At 68.1% G+C, this 17,873-nt stretch carries 14 protein-coding genes; 10 read left to right on the forward strand and 4 right to left on the reverse strand.

Translation table 11 applies throughout. The features are described 5' to 3' along the window. From QZ483_RS06770 to QZ483_RS06785, 4 genes are all read left to right on the forward strand, one after another. A partial coding sequence (locus tag QZ483_RS06770; RefSeq protein WP_297082260.1) for a TrmH family RNA methyltransferase occupies nt 1–243 on the forward strand: 243 nt, incomplete at its 5' end. Between the two features lie 43 nt (nt 244–286). Then, the gene (locus tag QZ483_RS06775; protein WP_297082262.1) at nt 287–1,861 is read left to right on the forward strand and encodes a sensor domain-containing diguanylate cyclase; all 1,575 of its coding nucleotides are present in this window, start codon (nt 287–289) and stop codon (nt 1,859–1,861) included. A gap of 84 nt (nt 1,862–1,945) precedes the next feature. Continuing rightward, nucleotides 1,946–2,404, forward strand: a complete 459-nt coding sequence (locus tag QZ483_RS06780) for a hypothetical protein (RefSeq protein WP_297082264.1) — start codon at nt 1,946–1,948, stop codon at nt 2,402–2,404. A 17-nt stretch (nt 2,405–2,421) separates the two neighbouring features. Further along, nucleotides 2,422–3,963: a diguanylate cyclase gene (locus QZ483_RS06785; protein WP_297082266.1), complete on the forward strand. Its 1,542-nt coding sequence runs from the start codon at nt 2,422–2,424 to the stop codon at nt 3,961–3,963. Nucleotides 3,964–3,970: 7 nt separating this feature from the next. Here the strand turns inward: QZ483_RS06785 and QZ483_RS06790 are convergent, their stop codons facing one another. Then, nucleotides 3,971–4,513, reverse strand: a complete 543-nt coding sequence (locus tag QZ483_RS06790; protein ID WP_297082268.1) for an SRPBCC family protein — start codon at nt 4,511–4,513, stop codon at nt 3,971–3,973. 49 nt (nt 4,514–4,562) lie between these two features. Further along, the gene (locus tag QZ483_RS06795) at nt 4,563–4,994 is read right to left on the reverse strand and encodes a hypothetical protein (protein ID WP_297082271.1); all 432 of its coding nucleotides are present in this window, start codon (nt 4,992–4,994) and stop codon (nt 4,563–4,565) included. Between the two features lie 325 nt (nt 4,995–5,319). Here QZ483_RS06795 and pheS point away from each other — a divergent pair, with 325 nt between their 5' ends. The 6 genes from pheS (at nt 5,320) to QZ483_RS06825 (ending at nt 16,925) form a co-directional block, all read left to right on the forward strand. After that, nucleotides 5,320–6,408, forward strand: coding sequence for a phenylalanine--tRNA ligase subunit alpha (gene pheS, locus QZ483_RS06800; protein WP_297082273.1), 1,089 nt, complete (start codon nt 5,320–5,322; stop codon nt 6,406–6,408). After that, nucleotides 6,408–9,050, forward strand: a complete 2,643-nt coding sequence (pheT, locus tag QZ483_RS06805; RefSeq protein ID WP_297082275.1) for a phenylalanine--tRNA ligase subunit beta — start codon at nt 6,408–6,410, stop codon at nt 9,048–9,050. Before pheS ends, pheT begins: the two co-directional genes overlap by 1 nt. Before the next feature lie 112 nt (nt 9,051–9,162). Then, on the forward strand, nt 9,163–10,047 hold the full coding sequence (locus QZ483_RS06810) for a serine/threonine-protein kinase (protein ID WP_297082277.1): 885 nt from the start codon (nt 9,163–9,165) through the stop codon (nt 10,045–10,047). Then, complete coding sequence (locus tag QZ483_RS06815; protein WP_297082279.1) at nt 10,044–11,207, forward strand: hypothetical protein; 1,164 nt, start codon at nt 10,044–10,046, stop codon at nt 11,205–11,207. The genes QZ483_RS06810 and QZ483_RS06815 overlap by 4 nt, the downstream gene beginning before the upstream one ends. 2,879 nt (nt 11,208–14,086) lie before the next feature. Next, the gene (locus QZ483_RS06820; protein ID WP_297082281.1) at nt 14,087–15,631 is read left to right on the forward strand and encodes a DEAD/DEAH box helicase; all 1,545 of its coding nucleotides are present in this window, start codon (nt 14,087–14,089) and stop codon (nt 15,629–15,631) included. Between the two features lie 121 nt (nt 15,632–15,752). Further along, nucleotides 15,753–16,925 (forward strand): ATP-binding protein, encoded by a 1,173-nt coding sequence (locus QZ483_RS06825; protein ID WP_297082283.1) that lies wholly within the window; start codon nt 15,753–15,755, stop codon nt 16,923–16,925. A gap of 15 nt (nt 16,926–16,940) precedes the next feature. Here QZ483_RS06825 and QZ483_RS06830 read toward each other — a convergent pair whose 3' ends face one another. Both QZ483_RS06830 and QZ483_RS06835 read right to left on the reverse strand, forming a co-directional pair. Further along, the gene (locus QZ483_RS06830; protein ID WP_297082285.1) at nt 16,941–17,282 is read right to left on the reverse strand and encodes a YciI family protein; all 342 of its coding nucleotides are present in this window, start codon (nt 17,280–17,282) and stop codon (nt 16,941–16,943) included. A gap of 84 nt (nt 17,283–17,366) precedes the next feature. Further along, nucleotides 17,367–17,873: transglutaminase domain-containing protein (locus QZ483_RS06835; protein WP_297082287.1), on the reverse strand; the 507-nt coding region annotated here is incomplete at its 5' end.

A 17,873-nucleotide genomic window follows, 5' to 3' on the forward strand; every position in this document is an offset into this window, starting at 1 on the left:
GCCGTCCTGGCCGCCGGCGGCTCCGGCGAGGCCCTGCTGGGCGAGCCCGGCGCGGCCCCCGACGATCTCGCCGGCGCCACCGCGTGGGTGTTCGGCAACGAGGCCTGGGGCCTCACCGAGGACGAGCTCGCGCTCGCGGACCTCGTGGTGCGCATCCCGATCTACGGCCGCGCCGAGAGCCTCAACCTCGCGACGGCCGCCTCCGTGTGCCTCTACGCCTCGGCGCAGGCGCACCGCGGCTGATCCGGGCCGCGCCGAGAAGCACGCCGAAAACTAGGCTCGTGACATGTCACCGTCCGTCGCGCGCGTCCGCCGGTTGGCTCGCTCTCGCGGGTTCCTGATCGCCGCGGGGATGGTCGCCGGCATCCTCGTGCTGCAGATGGTCACCACGGTGGTCGGCGTGATCGCCGCGACCCGGCTGTCGCAGGCGGCTGCGCTCGACACCTACAGCTACGTGGGCGACCTCACTGCGGAACGGGTCGAGCGCTACGCCGAGTCCGCTCGCGACGCCGCGACCGGCACCGCGGACCAGCTCGAGCGCGACCCCGACATCTCCGACGAGGATCTCGTCGAGTCCATGTACCTCAGGCTCGAGCGCGAGCCCACGGTGCGCGCGGTCTACGTGGGGCGCGCGGACGGGTCGTTCGTGGTGGTGCGCCGGGACGGTTCGGGCTTCGACGTCCAGGTGGGGGATCCGGAGGCCGGCGACCCCGGCACCACCACGGACTACGACGCGACGTTCACGCCGCTGGGCTCGCGGCCCATCGACGCCGGCTACGACCCGCGCACCCGCCCCTGGTACCAGGCCGGACTGTCCGGAACGGGCATCCAGTGGACGGATCCGTACGCCCAGTTCGACGGCGCCTCCACGCTGGTGTCCGCGACCCGGGCGGCGCGCTCGGGGCAGGGCCTGATCGGCGTCGCCGGGGCGGACCTCGAGACCGACAGCCTGGGCCTGCTGCTCGCGGACCTGCCCATCGGCGAGGGCGCGGTGGCCTACCTCCTGTCACCGGAGGGCCTGGTCATCGCCACGCCGGCCGGCGGAACCACGGATGCCGTCACCGAGGCGCGCGAGGCGGGAGAGGTGCCCACGGCGACGGAGCTGGGCATCACCATGCCCGAGCCGCCGCCCGCGTACGGCGTGGACGAGTTCGAGGTCGAGGGCTCGACCATCATCCTCAACAGGGCGCTCGATCCTGAGGAGCACCTGGACTGGATCCTGCACTTCGAGGCGGAGGAGTCCCAGCTGTCACCGGGGCTCGACCGGCTCACGGGCGTGGTGGTCGCCATCACCGTCTTCTCGCTCGTGATCGCCCTGGGTGCGCTCGTGGTCGCGCTGCGGGTGTGGCGGCCGCTGCGGGCGATGCGCGACAGGGCCGCCACGGATCAGCTCACGGGCCTCGCCAACCGCCACGAGCTGCTGCGCCGGGGCAGCGCGCTGGTCGATCACGCCGCGAAGCGTGGCGACACGGTGGTCGCAGTGGTGCTCGATCTCGACAACTTCAAGCGCCTCAACGACCGCTACGGGCACAACGCGGGCGACTACGCCCTCGAGACCGTCGCGCTGGCGCTGCGGGAGAACATCAGGGCGGGCGACCTCGCCGCCCGCACCGGCGGAGACGAGTTCGTGGTGATCCAGGTCCAGCGCCCGCAGGACGACACCCGAGAGATCGTCGGTCGCATGCGCGACCAGGTCGAGCGCGCGCTCCACACCCGGGTGCTGGGCGGCGAGGGCGTGGGCGTCACCGCTGGATTCGCGACGGCAGAACGCGGCGAGCCGCTTGATGCACTGATGCAGCGCGCCGACGTCGCGCTCGTGGAGGGCAAGGCGCGAGCCAAGGGCGAGGTGTACGGCGGGTGAGTCCGGCGCGTGGGAAAACTCACGCATCGGCCGTGCGGGCGCCAAGCCCTGCTAGCCTTCCGCGTGAACTGAGAGGGCAACACATTGGCTGACACTGCGGGCAACACCGTTCCGCTCGAGATCCCCGGCGCACGTGGCAAGGTCACGCTCCAGGGTGCCGAGCGCATCTTCTACAAGGTGCTGATCGATGGTGAGGTGGCCAAGCGCCGCAAGGGTGGCTGGCCCATCCCGATGCGCAACGGCACCACCTCCAAGCTCGAGTCGCGCGGACTCCTGCCAGGATTCCAGCGGCTCCTGCTCGACGGCCAGGAGATCTTCCGCATGGGCGCGCACGCGAGCACGGCGGAGAAGGTCGTCATGTTCCTTCCGCTCGTGCTGATCGTGTTCGGGTTCCTGCCTGCGGTGATCGCCCTGGTCTTGTTCTTCATGAACGTCATGGCCGTGAAGAACCCGCTCCTGCCGCAGCGCGTGCGCCTGGCCCTGCCGGTCGTGAACACGATCGCGGGCGGGCTGATCGTGTTCGTTCTCTACCAGCTGTTCTGACGCGCGGCCCTTCACCCATGCTGACCTCGGAGCGACGCCGCCGCGACACCAATCCCATGCCCGTGGTGGTGGCCGTGGTGGCCGCGGTCCTCGCGGTGCAGATCATCGGCGCGGCGTTCCTGGCCGTCTCCGCGAGCAGCGACTCGAAGGAGGCCTCGCTCGACATCGCCCACGTGGTCGCGGACTCCTACGCGCAGCGGGGGACCACGCTCGCACGACCGGCGACCTCGACGGCGATCACGGTCGCGGACGGCGTCGCGCGGGGCGACGCCGGCGTCGATGACCCGGTGGCGCTCGCCAGCGACTTCGTGGACTACATGGTCGCGCACCCGCCGTTCACGTCCGTCACCGTCGCGGTGGACGGCGAGGTGGTGAGGCTTCAGCGGCTCAGCGGGCCGCGCGACGAGCAGCTGCGCTTCCAGTTGTCCTGGGGCACGGCCGATGCGCGCGAGCAGGTGGTGATCGACGACGAGCTTCAGGAGGTCGACGCGCCGCTGCAGCCGCCGCGCCAACGCGACCTGACCTGGATCGCCGATGCGCAGGCGCCCGGCGAGGCGGTGTCCTGGGCCTTCATCGAGGCGCCCGACGGCGGTCAGGGTGAGGCCGTCGCGATCACGGTGCGCGCGTCCGAGGCCGGCGACGTGGTCGTGGGCGTGGGCCTCAGCCCCAACGCGCTCAACGACTCCCTGGCGGATGGCGGAGACGACGCGGTGGCGACAGCGTGGCTGATCGCGGCCGACGGCACGGTCATCGCCGGTCCCGACGGCCTGGTGCCGGACCTCACCACGGTGCTCGAGCCGGTCGACGGCGGGGACGCGGGCGCTGCCGGCGACACCGTCGTGTTCGAACGGCCCATCGCGGACGTGAACCAGGCGGGAACGCCGGCATGGACGGTGCACGTGGAGGTCAGTCCTTCGCAGATCGTCCCCGCGGTCGCGGACTTCCCGCGCACCATCGCCATCTATGGCGTTGTGGTGGCGCTGGTCGTGGTCGCCGCCGCCGTGGTGATGTGGCGGATGCGGCGGGCGCTGTCGGACCTGGCGTTGCGCGCCCGCACCGACCCGCTGACGGGGCTCGCGAACCGGCACGAGCTGTCCTCGCGTGGGCGCGGCATGCTCGATGCCGCGCAGCGCCGTCACGCGACCGTTGCGGTGATCGTGATCGACCTGGACAACTTCAAGTCCGTCAACGACGAGGTGGGCCACGAGGCCGGCGACATCGTGCTGCGCGCCGCCGCCAACGCGCTGACGCTGCACTCCGGCTCGCGCGATCTGGTGGGACGCCTGGGCGGCGACGAGTTCGCCGTGGTGCGCTGGATCGACGGCGGGGACGTGGGCGAAGCAGTTGAGCAGCTGCGGGCCGAGACCGAGCGGGACATCCGTGCGGTGGCGCCGGACGCGTCGCTCGTGGGAGTGTCTGCGGGCTTCGCGTCGACGGACACCGCCGGCACCTTCCGCATCACGGATCTGCTCAGCGCTGCGGATGCCGCCCTGGTCGACGGGCGGCGCGACCTCAAGGGCACCACGTACGCCGCGCCGGCGGGCGTGGGCGTCTCCTGACTGCCACCTAGCCGTCCGCGGGCGGTTCCGCCTGGGGCAGATCGAGCGGCGGCAGGCGGTGCGCGTGGGTGCCCGCTCGATTGGGTTCGAGGGAGTCTGACTCGTCCTCACCCACGCCGCGCTCCTCGACCAGCGCCACGAGCCCCGCGAGGTCCGCAGGCAGCGCGCGCTCCAGCACGGCGCGCAGCTCCATCTCCAGATCGCGGGCGCGCGGTCCCTCGAGCCACGCTCGGATCTCGACGCGTGTGCCGGCCGCGGCCGGGCGAGCCTCGTGATGCACAGTGAGCGTGGTGGCGTCCTCGCCGTCACCGTCCAGGGTGGTGGTGTCCGCGTACACGAACGGACGCTCGTACGCCGTGACCTCGAGGGGGGCGGGCTCGCCGCCGCGGGGCTTCGACGTGCCGCGCGACCCGAGCGCCACGGGCGTCTCGATGTCGAACCACTCCATGCTCGCCGCCCACTCGGGATGGGTGGGCAGATCGATCCAGCGCTCGAAGAAGGCCTCCGGCGGTGCCGTGGAGGTGTGAATCACGCTGCCGACCTCGATCATCTGTCCACGCTAGCCTGCGCGCGGACCGCTGGCGCGGGGAGGAGAAGGCTCAGCCCTCAAGCTGTCGCTTCAGCGACGCCAGGTTCTCCTCGATGCTCGCCTGCACGGCGTCGGCGATCGCGGTCGCGTACTCGTCGCAGCGCGGGCCGTCGACCAGCCCGGTGACGATGACCCGGCATCCGCCCGGGTTCTCGGGGTCGTGCAGCGGCTGGGCCTCGTGCCGGATGCGCAGGCGGGCGCGGTCCAGCAGGGTGTCGTCCGCGAACACCCGGCCGCGCACCACCTCGGTGATCACGAAGGGTGACACCTCGCCGCCCTTGGCCTGGAGCCACCCGCGCGCGCCCACGCCGAACGGCTCCTCCAGCCGGGTCATCTCCATGGTGGTGGCCCAGTCGGTGTGGGTGTTGATGTCCGCCCAGCGTTCGTAGAACAGCTCGGGCGCGACGGAGGACACGGCCTCGGTGCGCGCGATCTCGATCATGGCGGCCAACCTACCCAGCGCAATCGTTTCGATGGCAGGGCCGCTAGGCTGGGCGCATGAGCACGAGCGAGCGCTGGACGGCCACCGAGCCCCGCATCGCCGTGCGCCGGGAGTCGGGAGCTCTTCGCAGCCCCGCACCTTCGCTGTTTATCTAGGCCCAGGGAGAACCCCTGGGCCGCCCCGCGGTCGATCCGCGCTCACCTAAGCCCTTGGACGAGCGAAATGGGCCCGAATCGCTCGCCTAAGGCGCCAGGCGCACCAGAATGCACCGCCGGAACGCGCCGGTAGACTTCCCGACGGACCCCCAACCCCTGGATTGGCTTTCATGACTGACCTGTCACCTCTCGACGGCGACGCCGTCGACGCGGCTGTGGCCGATGCGCTCGCTGACATCACGCTCGCGACCACTCTCGATGAGCTCAAGGAGGCGCGGCTCGCCCACACCGGCGACAAGGCGCCGCTGACGCTGGCGAACCGGCAGATCGGCGGCCTGGAGCCGTCCGACAAGGCCACGGCCGGCAAGAACATGGGCAAGGCCCGCGCGACACTCAACCAGGCGATCGCCGCCCGCCAGGAGGTTCTCGAGGCCGAGCGCGACGAGCGCGTCCTCATCGAGGAGACCGTCGACGTCACGCTGCCCGTGAACCGCCACGTGCAAGGCGCCCGCCACCCGCTGGAGACCATGCAGGAGCGCATGTGCGACACATTCGTCGCGATGGGCTGGGAGGTCGCCGAGGGGCCCGAAATGGAGGCGGAGTGGTTCAACTTCGACGCCCTGAACTTCGACCCCGACCACCCCGCGCGCGAGATGCAGGACACGTTCTTCATCCAGCCGCCCACGTCCGGCCTGCTGCTGCGCACCCACACCTCGCCGGTACAGGTGCGCGCCGCGCTCGAGCGCCGCGACGCAATGGAGAACGAAGGCCGCGGCATCTACGTCGTGTGCCCGGGAAAGACGTTCCGCACCGATGAGTTGGACGCGACGCACACGCCCGTGTTCCACCAGATCGAGGGCCTCGCGGTGGACAAGGGCCTCACGATGGCCCACCTCAAGGGCACGCTCGACGCGTTCGCGCGCAGCCTCTTTGGGCCCGATGCGGTGACGCGCCTGCGCCCCAGCTTCTTCCCCTTCACCGAGCCCAGCGCGGAGATGGATCTGCGCTGCTTCGTCTGCAACGGCGAGGACACCGGGTGCCGCACGTGCTCGGGCACCGGCTGGATCGAGTGGGGCGGGTGCGGCATGACGCATCCGAACGTGCTGCGCGCCGCCGGCATCGACCCGGAGAAGTACACCGCGTTCGCGTTCGGCATGGGCATCGAGCGGACCCTGATGTTCCGCCACGGTGTGAAGGACATGCGTGACATGGTCGAGGGAGACGTTCACTTCTCCCAGCAGTTCGGGATGGAGTTGTAATGCCCAAGGTTCCGCTTCAGTGGCTCGCGGAGTCAGTGGATCTGGTCGACGGCCACACCGCCGTCGACGTCGCTGCCGCGCTCGCGAAGGTCGGCCTCGAGGAGGAGGGCATCGAGGGCGGTGGCGTCACCGGGCCCTTGGTCGTCGGCCGCGTCATCAGCCAGGTCAAGGAGACCGCCTCCAACGGCAAGACCATCAACTACTGCCGCGTCGACGTGGGCGAGCACAATGACATTGCAGACGGGGACCCCGCCAGCCTCGTCCCGGGCCACAAGCCCGACAACAAGCAGATGTTCCCACCCTCCAAGGGCATCGTGTGCGGCGCGCACAACTTCGCCGAGGGCGACTGGGTGGTCTGCATCCTGCCCGGCGGCGTGCTGCCCGGGAACTTCCAGATAGGCGGCCGCAAGACGTACGGCCACTGGTCGGACGGCATGATCTGCTCCTCCAAGGAGCTGGGTCTGGGCGAGGACCACGACGGCATCATCGTGCTCGCCTCGCCCTCGGGGGCCTCCCAGGTGACCTTCCCCGGCCTGGTGAGCGAGAGCGATCTGGTGCCCGGCGCATCGGCCATCGCCTTGCTGGGCCTCGACGAGGAGACGCTGGAGATCAACGTCACCCCGGACCGCGGCTACAGCTTCTCCGTGCGCGGCGTCGCGCGCGAGTACGGCCACGCGACGGGGCAGGAGTTCCGCGACCCCGCCGCGATCGAGGTCACGGGTGCTCGGACCGCGGATCCGCTCGCTGAGGGCGTGTTCGAGGTCTTCATCGAGGATGGCGCCCCCATCCGCGGCAACGTGGGCTGCGACCGCTTCGCCGCGAGGGTGCTGCGCGGCTTCAACCCGGCCGCGGAGTCGCCGTCGTGGATGAAGCGCCGGCTGGACCAGGCCGGCATGCGCCCCATCTCGCTGGCCGTGGACGTCACCAACTACGTGATGCTCGAGCTGGGACACCCGCTGCACGCCTACGACCTCGACAAGGTCGTGGAGCCCATCGTGGTGCGCCGCGCGGTCAAGGGCGAAGTGCTGAAGACCCTCGATGACGTAGACCGGATCCTCAGCACTGAGGACCTGCTGGTGACGGACTCGGCCGGCGGGCGCGGTGCGCGTCCCATCGGCATGGGCGGCGTCATGGGCGGTGCGGAGACCGAGGTGTCTGCGGCCACCGAGGACGTGCTGCTTGAGGCGGCGCACTGGGACCCCATCACGATCGCGCGCACGTCGCGCCGTCACCGGCTGGGCTCGGAGGCGTCGCGGCGCTATGAGCGCGGCGTGGACACGGCGCTGTCAGCGGTGGCGATCGAGCGTGCGCTGCGGCTGATGCAGGAGTTCGGCGGGGGAGAGCTGGACGACTACTGGCTCGACATCGACAACACCGTGCCGCCCCAGCAGATCGCGATGGACGTGGGCTTCCCCAGCCAGATCGTGGGCGTCGAGTACACGCCCGAGGAGGTCGTGGCGGCGCTCGAACTGGTGGGCTGTGAGGTGGACCGGGACGCGGAGTCGCTGCTGGTCACCCCGCCCACGTGGCGCCCGGACATGACCGAGCCGGTGAACCTGGTCGAGGAGGTCGCGCGTCTCGAGGGCTACGACGACCTGCCGTCAGTGCTTCCCGTAGCGCCTCCCGGGCGCGGCCTGACGCACTCGCAGCGGGTGCGCCGCGGTGTGGCGCGCACCCTCGCCGAATCAGGTCTCACGGAGGTGCTGACGTATCCGTTCATGTCGGAGACCCGGCTGGACGAGCTGGGCGTGCCGGACGTGGACGCGCGTCGCGACGTGGTGCGCCTGGCCAATCCGCTGAGCGCGGAGCAGCCGCTGATGCGCACGACCATGCTCGCGACGCTGGTGGACGCGGTGCGCGTCAACCTGGGCCGCGGCGAGCAGGATGTCGCGGTCTACGAGCTGGGCCGGGCGTACCAGGCCAAGCACATCGGAGAGCTTCCCACGGTGGACAGCACGGACGGCGGCATCTCGCCGGCGGAGATCGAGGCTCTCAACGAGGCACTGCCGGGCCAGCCTCGCCGCGTGGCGGGCATCATGGCGGGCAACCGGGTGAGGGCTGGCTGGAACGGTCACGCGACGGCCTGGGATTGGGCCGATGCGCTGGCTGCCGTGGACCGCGTGGTTGCCGCTGCAGGAGGCGACGTGGTGATCACGCAGGGCTCGCGCATGCCGTGGCACCCGGGCAGGGGAGCGACGTACTGGCTGGAGTCGGGCGAGTTCGTCGCCCACGCGGGCGAGCTGCACCCGAAGGTGTGCGAGCGTTTGGGCCTGCCTGCGCGGACGGTGGCGTTCGAGGTCGTGCTCGATGAGCTGATCGCGTCCACGGACGGGCAGATCCTCGCGGCCGAGCCGGTGTCGCAGCAGGTGCTCGCGAAGGAGGACTTCGCGTTTGTCGTGTCTTCTGATGTCGCGGCAGGCGACCTGGTGCGCGCGATCCGCAATGCAGGCGGCGCCGTGGTCCAGGACGCGCGCGTCTTCGACGTCTACACGGGCGAGCAGGTGGGCGAGGGCAAGAAGTCGCTGGCGGTGAACGTCGTGATGCGCGCTGCCGACCACACCTTGTCTGCGGACGAGGTCCTCGCGGTGCGCGAGGCGATCATCGGGGCTGCGGAGCGTGAGTTCGGGGCGGTGCTCAGGTGAGCTTGGTGGCACAACCCATGGTCCACCGCCCGGCTCGTCGGACAGTGTGATCTAGCTCTGAGGCGACGAGATCGTCGCGTGCTAGTGTCCGTTGGCACGAGGGGGAAAACTAGTGCCCGAGTTTGAAGAGCCCGCTTTCAGCGACGCGGACGTCCTCAGCGCCTTCGACGGCGAAGTCGAAGTACCTGCGATTGGTGTCGGTGCCTTCAAGATCGCGTACTGGGTTGATGGCGCGCCGCAAGAAGTCCTCAAGATTCTCTATCGCTACGCGATCCCACCCGGAGCGAGCGTTCTCGCAGATATCGACATTCCCGATCGCGTTTCCCGTGAGATCGCGGCGTTGGCCGCGATCTCGAGCCCTCACGTCGTGAAGGTGCTCCGGCCACCCTTCATCGTGCAGATTGGGGATCACACCTATCTCGCGTATACCGAGGTCCCATGCCAGGGCGGTTCGCTGCGAGAGCGCCTGTCCCGCGAAACGTTCGACGAGTTTGCCGTCATTTCTGTGCTCTCAGGGATTCTGTCGGGTATCGGGGCCCTATGGGCGCACGACGAGATAGTGCACCGCGATATCAAACCGGAGAACGTGATGTTCGACGGCGACGGTCGGGCTGTCCTAATCGACTTGGGCATTGCGATGCACGGAAACCTCTCGCCGGTTACTGATACGGGAATGTCTTCACCGAAGACGCCTCAGTACGCGGCTCCAGAGCAGTTCGCCCTCCGTCGGGACGCCAAGTTCGATGCTCGAACTGACATGTTTGCGGCCGGGATCGTTGCGTTCGAGATGCTGACGGGAAGCCATCCGTTTCTCCGTCCGGGCATACAACTCGATGAATACCTGCAGGCGATCCGCGACTTCAGCGCTGATGACACTCGACTGGCGGGGGTCTCGGTTCGGTTGAAGGCAGTTGTCGTCAAGTTGCTTGAATTCGACCAGTACCGGCGTTTCCGGAGCATACCGTTGGCTATTCGCGCATTGGAGGAGGCGTCATGACGCTCTTTGTGCAGCACGGCTATGGCAAGTCTGACAAGTTGGAGCAGCTCGCTCGGCACATGGCCGTCGACGGGGTGGTGTTGAGCCCCAAGGATGAGAGTCCCCAGACGCTCAGGCAGACGGCGAAAGACGCCTTGACCGACTCCCTCACTCTTCTCGTCGACCCGCAGACCTACATGTACTCAACCGAGCCACAGGGTTCCGGGCGTTGCCATGCTGACAACGGACTTCCAACGTCACGAGTCTCATGGGCGCAAGACGCCGGCGCTGTGTCGAGGCTTGTAGATGCCGTCGGTCAACTGAACGCCGATCTCGGGGCGACACGGTGGGTCGCGCCTGCGCCGCTACAGAACCTGTTCGTCGACGAGATGACACCTCTCGCTCTTCAATACGCGCGAACCGCCAGCGGTGCTTGGCCCGAGGGGAGTGTCTATGCGTCTTTGGTGATCGACCAACACGCGTTCGCCGATTGGAGCGCGATTGAGAGGTGGCTTACTGAAGCCACGACCCTCGAAGTCTCGGGCTTCTACCTCATTGTCACAAAGTCGAGTTCGGCATACCCGCCCGCAGCGTGGGAGCCCGTTCACCTCGCGAACTACTTGCGCCTGATCTACGTGCTCGCCGAAGTCGCAGACTTCGACGTCGTGCTCGGCTATGCAGACTACGAGGGCGTACTTGGCCTTGCATGCGGTGCGAGTGCCATGGCATCCGGATGGAGCTACTCACTTCGTCAGTTGTGTCCAGAGCGCTGGAAGGTAATCCAAGACGGAGGTGCGCCCCCAGTATCGAGGGTGAACATGGAACGGCTGTGGTCGCCCGTACGGGCCCAAGCCGATGCCGAACCGGTGTTTGAATCTGACTTGGCGGATATGGCCTTCTCGGAGAGGGAACTTGCCGCCTTTGCGGAGTCGGGCTTTGAACTAGACCGGCCAACAGCTCAACTGGCACACCTTCGCGTTCTCGCCGATCGTGTTGCAATTGTTGATGGAGCAGACGGCGTTGATGAGAAGCTCCTCGTCGTCGAGACCTCACTTGACGCAGCATCCGCATCGATCGGGGCCTTGAACGCCGAGGGCTACTTCACGGGTGAACCGTATCTGGGTCGTGTCGATGCGCTGAGGAGCGCGCTCAGTTCCTTTAGGTCTGCCGAAGGCGTGTAGGCGTCGCCGACTTCGATACTGCGAAGTAGGAGTTCAACGAGCCAAGCCTTTTCGGATCGTCCCGGGTGGCGAGCGGCGCTGGGGGCCCGCCGGACCAATCCGTTCTCAGTCTCAACAACGAGTCCGACACCTCGCTTGCGGATCACCGACTCCGCCGTGGCCGTGAGGCCGCGCTCGCGGATTACGAGATCGGTGGTGTGAGCGAAACGACCGTAGCGACTTGCTTGTGCAACGCCTCGACTCCAGTCGCGAACTTTGACTTCGATTGTCGTCGACCAATAGAGGCTGCGCGACCAACGGTCTAGCCACGAAGCCGACCACCCTTGGGACTCAAGCGATCTCCTTAAGAGCGCGACGTGTTTCGGTGTGACCGAATGCCGGTCAACTGGCACGTTCGGGTCCATTGCACGCGCAGCTACGAACGATGGCAGTCGCAAACTCGAACGTGCGATCGCCCGCATCGCACTTGGAGAGGCGCACAAGACTACCAAGTCCGGTCTGCCTTGGCCGAGCGCGGCCTCGGGAACGACGAACAAGCTTCGCCCGAGGCCTGGGCGATACAAGTCGCCAATCTGATCCACGACCGCGCAAGTGAGTTCGGCCTCAGCGCGCGGTGCGCCGACGTCTTCCCGCGATCTGCCTGACCTTGAGATTGCCGTAGAACTCACGAGCCAAACCTAGCGCTTAGCGAGGCTCGGCTCCGACGCCGCACGAGTGAGCCCCTCTGGCCGAGATCGCGCGATGACTCCCAGGCGGAACGACGGGGCGAGGCGTTGGTGTTTGTCGGAGCCCGTCCCGGCGACAGGACCTTTGCGCGCTTCCGGCACCACCTCAAGCTTCTGCAGTCCCGGACGCGCCGTTAGTGTCTAGGAGATTTGCGAGCGCGACCAGTGCTGCTCGGACGGTTGCGAAAGGTCCGCGGGGTGGAACCACGGTATCCGCGGGGACTTCGACTTTCCATCTGCCGTGGGTCGGCATTATCCGCGCAAGCTCTGTGCGTCCGTCTTTGGTTGTGACGACCCAACTCGCTCCCCAATTGTGCGCGGACAGGTTGCCCTCCGTTATCGTGCCCGGGGCGTCCGTGCCGGTGCCTAGACGCTGCGTGCTTGCAGTCTTCGCCGGCATCGTCTTGGGAGTCGCGTACACAAGGTCAGATGTCCCGTTTCTCGTCCGGGCAACTATGGCACCCGATGCGACCATCGCATCACGCTCTTCGACGTAGGTCCGCGAATCCGCGTAGCGCGTGACGGCTGACCGCAGCTCCGCCTCGGGCAATGGCCCGTTCCGCAGCGCGACTTGTATGTCCAGCCGAACAAGATGGCGCGCGGCGTGCGGCCGATGGCCTGGACCTGCGGACGATCGGGCCGGGCTCAGTGGAGATTGAGGCTTGACGCGGGTAGGTGGCGACGCAGTAGTCGGGGCGTTGCGCTGCTCGCCATCGTCATCGTCCCTCTTGGACGGCTCGAGGGGCGCCCGGTTCGATTGTGGTGTGTGCTTTGGAGACGCTGATCTGCGTTGCGCAGTGCGTGTTCTGTCGACTGACGATAGAGAGAACTGACCTAGAGAACCTTCGGCGCCGTCGCGCAAGACCACGGTGCCGCGCATGACGAGCAGATCTCGGGCCTGCAGGTATGCGGGCACCGTCACCGGTGTCTCTTGTAGGAATGTGCGCAACTCGGCTTCGCTGAGGGGCCCCTTGCTGAGCGCGCGCAGGATCGACTTCTGAGCTCGACGTAGGTCTACTGGCGAAACTACCTGGGGCCGTGAGGTCCGTGGCGTCTGTGCCTGGCTGTCCGGACCCGTCGAGGTCACAGTTGCCGCTACACCAGCGGATACTTCTTGCTGTAGGTCGTTGTCCAAATCGCCCGGGTCAATGAGCAGTCCCGCTGCGAACGGATCGTCGATTCCTGACTGTTCAAGGGCGCGCAAGTCATACGTCGGGTCCACGGGCCAAGCAAGCATGTCAAGGACTGCGCGCTTCTTGTCTAGTTGGTCGGAGAGGTACGAACGCATCGAGAGCCCGTACTCTTCGAGTTCCTCCGGCGTCTGGTCAACCGTGTTGAGGACCGTCGCGAACTTGCGACGTAGTCGCTTGTGGCACAGCGCGCGTCGTTCCGTGATACTCCACGTAAGCGAGTCCGAGAGCAAACTGTTGCATGTACCGCACGCGGGAACCACCGCGACGTACTTTCGCCCGGTGTCGCCAGACCATCCGCGCGGCAGCAGGTGATCGACCGTGTAGCCGCTGCGGCCGCAGTAGATGCAGAGGTTCTTCGGGTACGCCAGTGCCAGCGGAGCGTGCACCCGCATGTGGTCGGGGTTCAGACAGCTTGCGGTCGAGCACGTATTCGTTATCCACGCGAAGTGGCTTGGCTCGCGACCCGCGCCGGTCAGTACCTCGCCGGCTACGACTTGGAACGCTACTGATCGATCGCGTTGGGGCGCACATTCGGCAACCTCGCCATCCGCTTTCGTAGACAACTCTGGAACCTCACTCCCCTTGTGATCCACAACGCCCGATCCACCTCAAAAGTAGCGCTCGTCTCTGATAGGCCCTGGGAGGAGAGGCAGGGCCCCGAACGGCAGTTCGCCACGGTTGATCTGTGATCCCTGGTATCCTTAAATACGTGCCCAGCCAGAACATTGGCTGACACGCGTCGCAGATTGCTTCCACTTCTCGCCAGCGCAACAGTCCAAACACAGGGACGCCACAGCGCCAGGCTCGTAGAAATCCTCTCTTCGGCGAACGAACGCGGACACCTTCGCGCTTCGCCACCATCGCCGGTGCCCTGGTTGCCAAGACAACACAGGGAGACTCACGCGCGCAGGCAGAGAATGCGCGCGCATCGGCCCGTAGCCCGAAAGGCTCACCCACAAGCATGACGAACACCTTCGCCGAACTCGGCGTGCCCACCAAGCTCACCGACGTGCTCGAGCGCGACGGCAAGACCACCGCCTTCCCCATCCAGGCCTCGACGCTGGGCGACACGCTCGCCGGCCGCGACGTCCTGGGCCGCGGCAAGACCGGCTCCGGCAAGACCCTCGCGTTCTCGCTGCCCATCGCCGCGCGCCTGGGCGCCAAGGGAGGCCGCGCCAAGCCCGGCCGCCCCCGCGCGCTGATCCTGGCCCCCACCCGCGAGCTCGCGACGCAGATCGACGCCGTCATCGCGCCGCTCGCCGCCGCCTACGGCCTCACGACCACCACGATCTTCGGCGGCGTGAGCCAGCACCGCCAGGAGGTCGCCATGCGCCGCGGCGTCGACATCGCCGTCGCGTGCCCGGGCCGCCTCGAGGACCTCATGGGCCAGCGCATCGTGAGCCTCGACGAGGTCGAGATCACCGTCCTCGACGAGGCCGACCACATGGCGGACCTGGGCTTCCTGCCCGGCGTCACCCGCATCATGAACGCCACGCCCACCCAGGGCCAGCGCCTCCTCTTCTCGGCGACGCTCGACAACGGCGTGGACAAGCTGGTCAAGCGCTTCCTCGACAACCCCACCACGCACAGCGTTGATTCGGCCGAGAGCCCCGTCGAGGCCATGACGCACCACGTCTTCCACCTGTCCGACGCCGAGGCCAAGAAGGACGTGGTTCGCGCTCTGGCATCGGGCACGGGCAGGCGCGTGCTGTTCATGCGCACTAAGCACCACGCCAAGCGCCTCGCCAAGCAGCTCACCAACGACGGCATCCCCGCCGTGGATCTGCACGGCAACCTGTCGCAGAACGCCCGCGACCGCAACCTTGCCGCATTCTCCTCGGGTGAGGCGAAGGTGCTGGTCGCCACGGACGTCGCCGCGCGCGGCGTGCACGTCGACGGCATCGAGCTCGTGGTCCACGTGGACCCGCCCGCCGAGCACAAGGCGTACCTGCACCGCTCGGGTCGCACGGCTCGCGCGGGCTCGGCCGGCGACGTGGTCACGCTCGTGCTCCCGGAGCAGAAGCGCGACACCGACCAGCTTCTGCGCAAGGCCAAGATCACCGTCAAGCCGATGCGCGTGACGGCTTCCGCACCCGAGGTCACCGCGCTCGTGGGTGAGGTCGCGCAGTACGTGGACCCGGCCGTGGCCGCCAAGAAGGCCGCGTCGCAGCCGCAGCGCGGTGGCAATGGTGGTGGAGGCCAGGGCCGTGGCAACGGCGGCGGTCGTACCCGCAACGGTGGCGGCCAGGGCGGCAACCGCAACGGTGGCGGGCGTGGACGCTCGCGTGGCGCGGGCGCCCAGGGCGGTCAGCGCTCCGGTGGCCAGGGCCGCAGTGGCTCGGCCAACGGACACCGCAACGACGCCGGCCACAGCTCATCGAAGCCGGGCCAGGGCAGCCAGGGCGGCAACCGCAGCCGCTCGTCTCGCGGTGCGTCGTCCCAGGGCGGCGGCTACCGCTCGGCTGCGGACTTCTCGTCGGGTCGCGGTGGTCGTCGCAGCCGCTGACACACGCCTACGGGACGGGGCCCGCGCATCGGCTGATGCGCGGGCCCTCTTGTATTACTCAGTGTACTGAGTAAAATTACTCAGCATGATGAGTAAAAGGGTTCCGCTCTACGAGCGCTCGATGGCTACTGTCCTCGAAGCGCGACTGAGCGAGCCGCGCCGCTTCATCCAAGCCGTGACCGGCCCGCGGCAGGTCGGTAAGACCACCTTGGTCGGTCAGGTCATGGACCGCATCGGCCCGCCGGTGCACATGGCCAGTGCGGATGGTCCCACGCTGTCGACGGAAGCCTGGCTGCAGCAGCAGTGGGAAGTGGCACGGCTCCGGGCACGCGAAGCCGGTGTCGCGATCCTCGTGATCGACGAGGTCCAGAAGGTGCGCGCGTGGGATGAGGCCGTCAAGAAGCTGTGGGACGAGGACACCCGCAAGGGTCTCGATCTCAAGGTGGTGCTCCTGGGCTCCGCGCCGCTCCTCATCGCGGATGGCCTCACGGAGTCCCTCGCGGGGCGCTTCGAGGCCATCCACGTCCCGCACTGGTCATACGCCGAGATGCGCGATGCCTTCGAGTTCGGCCTCGAGGACTACGTCATGTTTGGCGGCTACCCTGGCGCCGCTCCCTTGGTCGGGGACTCCGATCGCTGGACGCGGTACATCCTCGACTCGCTTGTCGAGACCACGATCGCCCGGGACGTGCTGCTCAACAATCGCGTTGACAAGCCTGCGCTTCTCCGTCAGCTGTTCGGGCTGGCGTGCGACTACTCGGGCGAGATTCTGAGCTACACCAAGATGCTCGGCCAGCTCCAGGACGCTGGCAACACGACCACGCTCGCACACTACCTGCACCTTCTCGAGGGCGCGGGCATGGCTCGTGGCCTGCAGAAGCACTCAGGCTCGCGGGTGCGCGCCCGCGGGTCGATTCCCAAGCTCCAGGTCTTCAACACAGCGCTCATCACCGCAACCGCCAGCGCCGCGCACCGCGCTGTTGTCGAGCCCGGCAGCACCCAGTGGGGCCGGCAGGTGGAGTCCGCAGTCGGCGCGCACCTGGTGAACGCTGCGGCAGCAGGAGACTGCACCGTGGAGTACTGGCGCGACCGCAATCGCGAGGTCGACTTTGTTGTCAACGTTCGCGGCACGGTCCTGGCGATCGAGGTGAAGAGTGGAGAGCGCCGCGCGAGCCTGCCCGGTGTCGACGCGTTCATTCAGGCTCACGGCCCAGCACGGCCGCTCCTCGTCGGGGCTGATGGGATCCCGCTCGAGGACTTCCTGTCGACCCCCGTGGCGAGTTGGGCGGCCTGACGCGCCTGTAAAGGCTCAACTCGCCGGGTCGTAGGCGAACGCGCGCAACTCCTGCGCGCATCGGCATGCCTCGGCGAACTTGGCCGCCCACTTCTGGGCCTCCTCGCGCGAAGGCACCTCGAGCACGGTGAAGCCGCCGTCGAGCTCGCTGGTCTGCGGGTACGTGCCTGGCGTGGCCGTGCCGTCCGCAGCGACCTTCACGGGAGGCACCTCCGAGTCGATGCCGCCGCCGAACACCCACACGCCGGCCTCGCGCGCCTGCTCCACGACCGCGTGCGCGGCGTCAGCAACGGCCGGCAACTCCTCCGGTGTCACCCGCATCGCGGGGGCGGGGAACGAGATCAGGTACTTGGCCATGGCGTGACTCCTCCGGGTGGGGCTGTCGCGTCCCATCATGCTCGCGCACGCGATGCGCGGCGAGGCGAGCGGAGAGGCCCCGCGCTACACCCCGAAGTTGTCGCGGTTGAAGTCGACGATCCAGTCGTAGCCCGTGAAGCGCGTCTCGAGCAGGGGAGAGGCGGGGTCGATCAGCAGGTAGTCGGTCCGCGTGCCGGCGTCGCCGCCCGGGTCGTCCCACGTCGCGTCCACCACGAGCCACTCGCCGTCGACCTGCACCTGGTTCCACGCGTGGTGACCGATGGTCATGCCCTGCGACACCGTGCCGTTGACCACCACGGTCTCGAGCCCGGCCTTCTGGGCGATCGCCTGGAATGCGTGCGCGTACCCGTTGCAGACCGCCGTGCCGGCGACGAGGATCCCGTAGGCCTCCTGGCTCTGCTGGACGCGGGGCGTGACCGTGCCCTCGGCGCCCATGGTCTCGTAGGCGGCGTAGTCGTACTCGGCGGTGCTCACGATGAAGTCGTGGATGCGCGCGGCCTTGTCAGCGTCGCTGGTGGCCGACAGTGCGCCCGACGTGGAGGCGGCGCGCTCCGCGGCGATGGAGGGCTC

Origin of the sequence: uncultured Demequina sp., from assembly GCF_913055775.1 — a bacterium.
GTDB lineage: Bacteria > Actinomycetota > Actinomycetes > Actinomycetales > Demequinaceae > Demequina.

What these genes read in the sequence shown, in the direction of transcription:
- QZ483_RS06775 (WP_297082262.1), top strand. Translation starts at nt 287, where the DNA reads ATGTCACCGTCCGTCGCGCGCGTCCGCCGGTTGGCTCGCTCTCGCGGG.
- QZ483_RS06785 (WP_297082266.1), top strand. Translation starts at nt 2,422, where the DNA reads ATGCTGACCTCGGAGCGACGCCGCCGCGACACCAATCCCATGCCCGTG.
- QZ483_RS06790 (WP_297082268.1), bottom strand. Translation starts at nt 4,513, where the DNA reads ATGATCGAGGTCGGCAGCGTGATTCACACCTCCACGGCACCGCCGGAG.
- QZ483_RS06795 (WP_297082271.1), bottom strand. Translation starts at nt 4,994, where the DNA reads ATGATCGAGATCGCGCGCACCGAGGCCGTGTCCTCCGTCGCGCCCGAG.
- pheS (WP_297082273.1), top strand. Translation starts at nt 5,320, where the DNA reads ATGACTGACCTGTCACCTCTCGACGGCGACGCCGTCGACGCGGCTGTG.
- pheT (WP_297082275.1), top strand. Translation starts at nt 6,408, where the DNA reads ATGCCCAAGGTTCCGCTTCAGTGGCTCGCGGAGTCAGTGGATCTGGTC.
- QZ483_RS06815 (WP_297082279.1), top strand. Translation starts at nt 10,044, where the DNA reads ATGACGCTCTTTGTGCAGCACGGCTATGGCAAGTCTGACAAGTTGGAG.
- QZ483_RS06820 (WP_297082281.1), top strand. Translation starts at nt 14,087, where the DNA reads ATGACGAACACCTTCGCCGAACTCGGCGTGCCCACCAAGCTCACCGAC.
- QZ483_RS06825 (WP_297082283.1), top strand. Translation starts at nt 15,753, where the DNA reads ATGGCTACTGTCCTCGAAGCGCGACTGAGCGAGCCGCGCCGCTTCATC.
- QZ483_RS06830 (WP_297082285.1), bottom strand. Translation starts at nt 17,282, where the DNA reads ATGGCCAAGTACCTGATCTCGTTCCCCGCCCCCGCGATGCGGGTGACA.